The sequence below is a fragment of the Natronospira sp. genome, assembly GCF_007134575.1.
Lineage (GTDB): Bacteria > Pseudomonadota > Gammaproteobacteria > Natronospirales > Natronospiraceae > Natronospira > Natronospira elongata.
Genome location: NZ_SLKM01000083.1, coordinates 1 through 4,983, shown reverse-complemented (window position 1 = coordinate 4,983; position 4,983 = coordinate 1). Strand labels below are relative to the sequence as shown.

Genomic DNA, 4,983 nt, shown 5'->3' with positions numbered 1-4,983 from the left:
GGGTCCTTCAGGAACGGACCTTCGAGCGGGTGGGCAGCAATCGACCCATTGAGTGCAATGTGCGCATCATTGCCGCCACCCACCAGAAGCTGGAATCGATGATCGCGGAGGGGGATTTCCGCGAGGATCTCTATTACCGGCTCAACGTGTTCCCCATCGAAATGCCGCCGCTGCGGGAGCGCAATGAAGACCTCCCCGAGCTGGTACGGTTGATGAGCGCCAATATTCGGGATCAGGGCCGCCCCGGGCTACGGCTTAGCCGTAGGGCCATGGCCGCCCTCTGTGCCTATGACTGGCCCGGCAATGTCCGTGAGTTGGCCAATCTGCTTGAGCGTCTGGCAATCATCAAGCCCGGTGGCATCATCGATCTGGAGGACCTGCCCGGTCGCTATGGGGCGGATCCCGGTGATCCGGACAATCTCCCCGAGTGGGAGGAGCCGCAAGAGCAGACGGAAGACGCCACCGTCAATGGCGCCTCGGCAGCAGATCCCATGCAACTGCCGGAAGAGGGGCTGGACCTCAGAGAACACATCGCCGAGATGGAACAGAGCCTGATCCGCCAGGCCCTGGAGCGCACCGACGGAGTGGTGGCCCGGGCCGCCCGCCTGCTGAAAATGCGACGAACCACCCTGGTTGAGAAGCTGCGCAAATACGGTCTGCAGCCGGAATCCTGAAATAAAGGAGCAAGGAGCAAAACCGGTACCTGTCCTTGGCGCCGTGGGAGCGGATTCATCCGCGATGACAATCCTCCGCCTGGCACGCTGACATTCAATACCCACCCCGTCGGGAAACCGACATACCCCGCGCAGATTGGTCGAAAGACATCCCAAGTCTCGGTTTTAGCGAAAAATAAAAAGTCGGCACGGCAATTGCAAAAGCCTCCCTCGGAGCGAACTGTCAATTCCCCGACGGAGCCGATGTCGTGAGTCGATCGTCCCTGAAGCAGCACGATTCAGAGCGGATGGAGGAGCTGGAGCAGGCCTTCGAGGTGTTTACCCGCACCTCGCGGCAGCTCTCCGAGTCCTATGCAGAACTGGAAACCCAGGTCAGTTCCCTCAGTCAGGAACTGGCGGCGGCCCGTGATGCCCGTTTGCGGGAGCTGGCGGAGAAGGAGCGAATCGGGCGGCGCCTGGAGCAGCTCCTTGAAGCATTGCCCGGCGGTGTGATCGTGATCGATGGGGAAGGCCGGGTCCGTGACGCCAATCCCGCCGCCGAGTCCCTGCTGGGCCGTCCGCTGGAAGGAGAGCGCTGGGAAACGGTTCGTGACCGATCCTTCACCGGCGAGTTGCGCAGCACCGGCGAGGTCCAGTTGAGAACGGGGCGGCGTGTTTCCATCTCCCAGCGCAGTCTGGAGGCGGAGCAGGGGCGGATCGTGCTGTTCACCGATGTCTCGGAGACACGGGCCCTGCAGGAGTTGGTGGACCGCCATCAGCGTCTGTCGGCCATGGGCGAAATGGCCGCCCGTCTGGCTCATCAGATCCGTACGCCGCTATCGGCCGCCCTGCTCTATGCCGGGCAACTGGAAACTGGCCGGCTCGGCGATGAGGCCCTGCCGCGGATCGGCGGTCGCCTGGCCGGGCGTCTGCGCCAGATCGAGGGCATGATTGGCGATATGTTGATGTTTGCCGGCGGTGGACGGCGCGATGACGAGGTCCTGGGTGTGGACGAGCTGTTTGCCGAGGCCTCGGGGCAGATCATGGCACGCTGGCGCGGCCGAATTCAGTTGGCCGTGGAAGGCGGTCGGGGTCTGAACATCGAAGGCAGCCGGGCTGCCTTGCTCGGGGCATTGACCAATCTGCTCAATAACGCGGCGGAGGCGGTGCAGCCTCAGGCACAGTCGGATCGCCAGGTGCGACTGAAGGCGGAGCGGCAACAGGAACGCATTCTCATCCGGGTAAGGGACAACGGCCCGGGCATTCCCACCGAGATCAGAGAACAGATTTTCGAGCCCTTTTTTACCACCCGCCCCCAGGGGACGGGCCTGGGTCTGGCGGTGGTTCGCTCGGTGGTGGAGGCCCATCGAGGTGAATTGATGGTCGGCACGCCCCGCAAGGGGGGCGTCGAATTTCTGCTCAGTCTGCCGGAGGCGGCCGATGGCCGGCGGCGAGCCAATCCCAGACACTGACAACTACGGGAGAGCAGCCAATGAGCGAGCTTCCGATTCTGGTAGTGGAAGATGACGCCGATCTGCGCGAGGCCATTGTCGAGACACTGATGGCTCACGGGCTGACCGTGATTGAGGCGGCGGACGGCGAAACGGCCATCGAGGCCATGGGGCGACAGCCGGTGGGCATGGTGGTTACCGATGTGCAGATGGCACCCATGGACGGTCGCGCCCTGTTGGCCCATGTACGCAGCCACCATCCGGAACTGCCGGTGGTGATGATGACGGCCTACGGCACGGTCGAGCAGGCCGTCGATGCCATGCGTGGCGGCGCCACGGACTATCTGATGAAGCCCTTCGAGGCCGAGGGACTGGTGGAGATGGTTGAGCGCCATCGACTCCAGCCTGAAGCGGACGGCGGCCCGGTGGCCGAAGACCCTGCCAGCCTTCGGGTGCTGGAGCTGGCCCGGCGGGTGGCGGACAGTGAGGCCACGGTCCTGCTCTGTGGTGAGAGCGGTACCGGCAAGGAAGTCTATGCCCGATATGTCCACGACTGCTCGCCCCGCCGCGACCAGGCCTTTGTCGCCATCAACTGCGCGGCCATCCCGGAAAACATGCTGGAGGCCGTGCTGTTTGGCTACGAGAAGGGGGCCTTTACCGGTGCCCAGGCCGCCCACCCCGGCAAGTTCGAGCAGGCTCAGGGTGGCACCCTGCTGCTTGACGAGATTTCCGAAATGGACCTGTCCCTGCAGGCAAAACTGCTGCGCGTGCTTCAGGAGCGGGAAGTGGAACGCCTCGGCGGTCGGCGGACCATTGAACTGGACGTCAGGGTCATTGCCACCACCAACCGGGATCTCGCCGCGGCAGTCCGCGAGGGACAGTTCCGGGAAGATCTCTACTACCGCCTGAATGTCTTCCCGGTGCGTCTGCCGCCGCTGCGGGAGCGGCTGGATGACATTCCGGCGCTGGCCAGGCATCTGCTCCAGCGTCACTGTCGCGGCGAACGGCCCGCGCCGGCTCTGAGCGGAACCGCGGAGGCCCGTCTTCAGGCCCATGCCTGGCCCGGCAACATCCGGGAGCTGGATAACGTCATGCAGCGTGCCCTGATTCTGGCGGACGGGGACACCATCGGCGCGGAGGCCCTGCATTTCGAGCCCGGGGCCGATATGCCGGTGAGCGCTGGCAGTGGCGAAATGTCGCCCCCTGTTTCCGGCGAGCCTGCACCTTCAGCTGCCGCCGGATCAAATGGTCTGGATGATGCCCTCAAACAAAGGGAGTATCGTCTGATCGTCGATGCCTTGCGTTCCGAGGGCGGTTCCCGCAAGCAGGCCGCCGCCCGTCTGGGCATCAGTCCGCGGACCCTACGCTACAAAATGGCCCGATTGCGGGAAGCCGGCATTGAGCTGCCGAGGGATCTTGGCGCGAAACTTGCTTAGCTATTGATCGAGTAGTCGATTGGTGTCGATTTGTCGGCGCCGGTGGAAGAGGCGAGGTGGATAATGAACGATCCGCATATCGAAAGTGTGTTGCAGCAGATGCGCCAGCTCTCGACCGAGGCGGGCGGCCCCCATGGTCCCCAGCGGGAGGCGAGCAGCGAGGGGCCCAATTTCGGTGAAATGCTCAAGGCCTCCATTGATCAGGTCAACGAGACCCAACAGGCGGCGGGCAAGCTGGCGGACGCCTTTTCCAGCGGCGACAAGGAAGTGGAGCTCACCGAGGTGATGCTGGCCCTGCAGAAGGCGGATGTGAGCTTCCAGGCCATGTCGGAGGTCCGCAATCGTCTGGTAGAGGCCTACCAGGAAATCATGCGGATGCAGATCTGATCCGACTGGGCTCGAAATAGCAGTAGACACTGATTCAGGGGACGGAGCAAATGGCGGCACAGGCACCGGAAGGCGCTAGCAATCTCCCGGCGGAACAGGCACCCCGCGAAGAGCGGCGTGAGGAATCCCGGAGCACGGCTCTGCAGATTCAGAATATGCTGAATAGCGATGCCGGGCGCCAGATGGGCATGGTCATCGGCCTGGCGGCGGCGGTGGCCATTGCCGTGGTGGTGTTCCTCTGGTCCCAGTCACCCGGTCATCGAACGCTTTACGGCGATCTGGATCAGCAGGATGCCTCCCAGGTCGTGCAGTCGCTGGAAGAGGCGGGTATTCCCTATCGATTGAACCGGACTACCGGCGCGGTGGAGGTTCCCGAGGGTGAGCTGCATCGGGCCCGTTTGCATCTGGCCGCCGAAGGACTGCCGCGCGGGGCGGGCACCGGGTTCGAGATGATGGACGAAGAGACCGGCTTCGGGGTCAGTCAGTTCATGGAGCGGGCCCGCTATCACAGCGCCCTGCAGACCGAGCTGGCCCGGACCATCAACAGCCTGGATGCGGTGAGAAGTGCCCGGGTTCATCTGGCCATTCCCGAGGACACGGTGTTCGTGCGCAATCGCCGTCAGCCTTCGGCTTCGGTCTTCATCAATCTCTATCGCGGTCGCAGCCTGAGCGAGTCACAGGTCTCGTCCATCGTTCACATGGTGTCTTCCAGTATCACCGACATGCCCGCCGAGCAGGTGACCGTGGTGGATCAGCGTGGTCGTCTACTCTCCGACCAGGGGCGGGATCAGCTCGGCGCCGACACCCGTGAGCAATTCGACCATGCGCGTCGTCTGGAGCGGGCCTATGTCGAGCGCATTGAGGATATCCTCACCCCCATTCTCGGCCCCAACCGGGTTCGTGCCCAGGTGGCGGCGGATCTTGACTTTACCCGATTCGAGGAGAGCCGCGAGACCTTTGACCCGGACACCACGGCCGTTCGCAGCGAGCAGGAAAGCGAAGATCCACAGCCGGGTGCCCGAGGCCGTGGCGTGCCCGGGGCGCTGACCAATCAGC

General features: G+C 63.8%; 5 protein-coding genes. All 5 read left to right on the top strand.

All coding sequences use genetic code 11. The features are described from left to right. The coding region (locus tag ACJWXQ_RS03340; protein ID WP_406672138.1) for a sigma 54-interacting transcriptional regulator at positions 1 to 674 on the top strand (674 nt) is incomplete at its 5' end. 248 nt (positions 675 to 922) lie between these two features. Next, entirely contained in the window at positions 923 to 2,125 is a 1,203-nt protein-coding gene (locus ACJWXQ_RS03335; protein ID WP_346049269.1) for an ATP-binding protein, read from the top strand. Between the two features lie 20 nt (positions 2,126 to 2,145). Next, positions 2,146 to 3,540 (top strand): sigma-54-dependent transcriptional regulator, encoded by a 1,395-nt coding sequence (locus tag ACJWXQ_RS03330; RefSeq protein WP_406672137.1) that lies wholly within the window; start codon positions 2,146 to 2,148, stop codon positions 3,538 to 3,540. A gap of 63 nt (positions 3,541 to 3,603) precedes the next feature. Then, on the top strand, positions 3,604 to 3,927 hold the full coding sequence (gene fliE / locus ACJWXQ_RS03325) for a flagellar hook-basal body complex protein FliE (RefSeq protein WP_346049273.1): 324 nt from the start codon (positions 3,604 to 3,606) through the stop codon (positions 3,925 to 3,927). Between the two features lie 50 nt (positions 3,928 to 3,977). Further along, on the top strand, positions 3,978 to 4,983 hold a 1,006-nt coding region (fliF, locus tag ACJWXQ_RS03320; RefSeq protein WP_406672136.1), incomplete at its 3' end, for a flagellar basal-body MS-ring/collar protein FliF.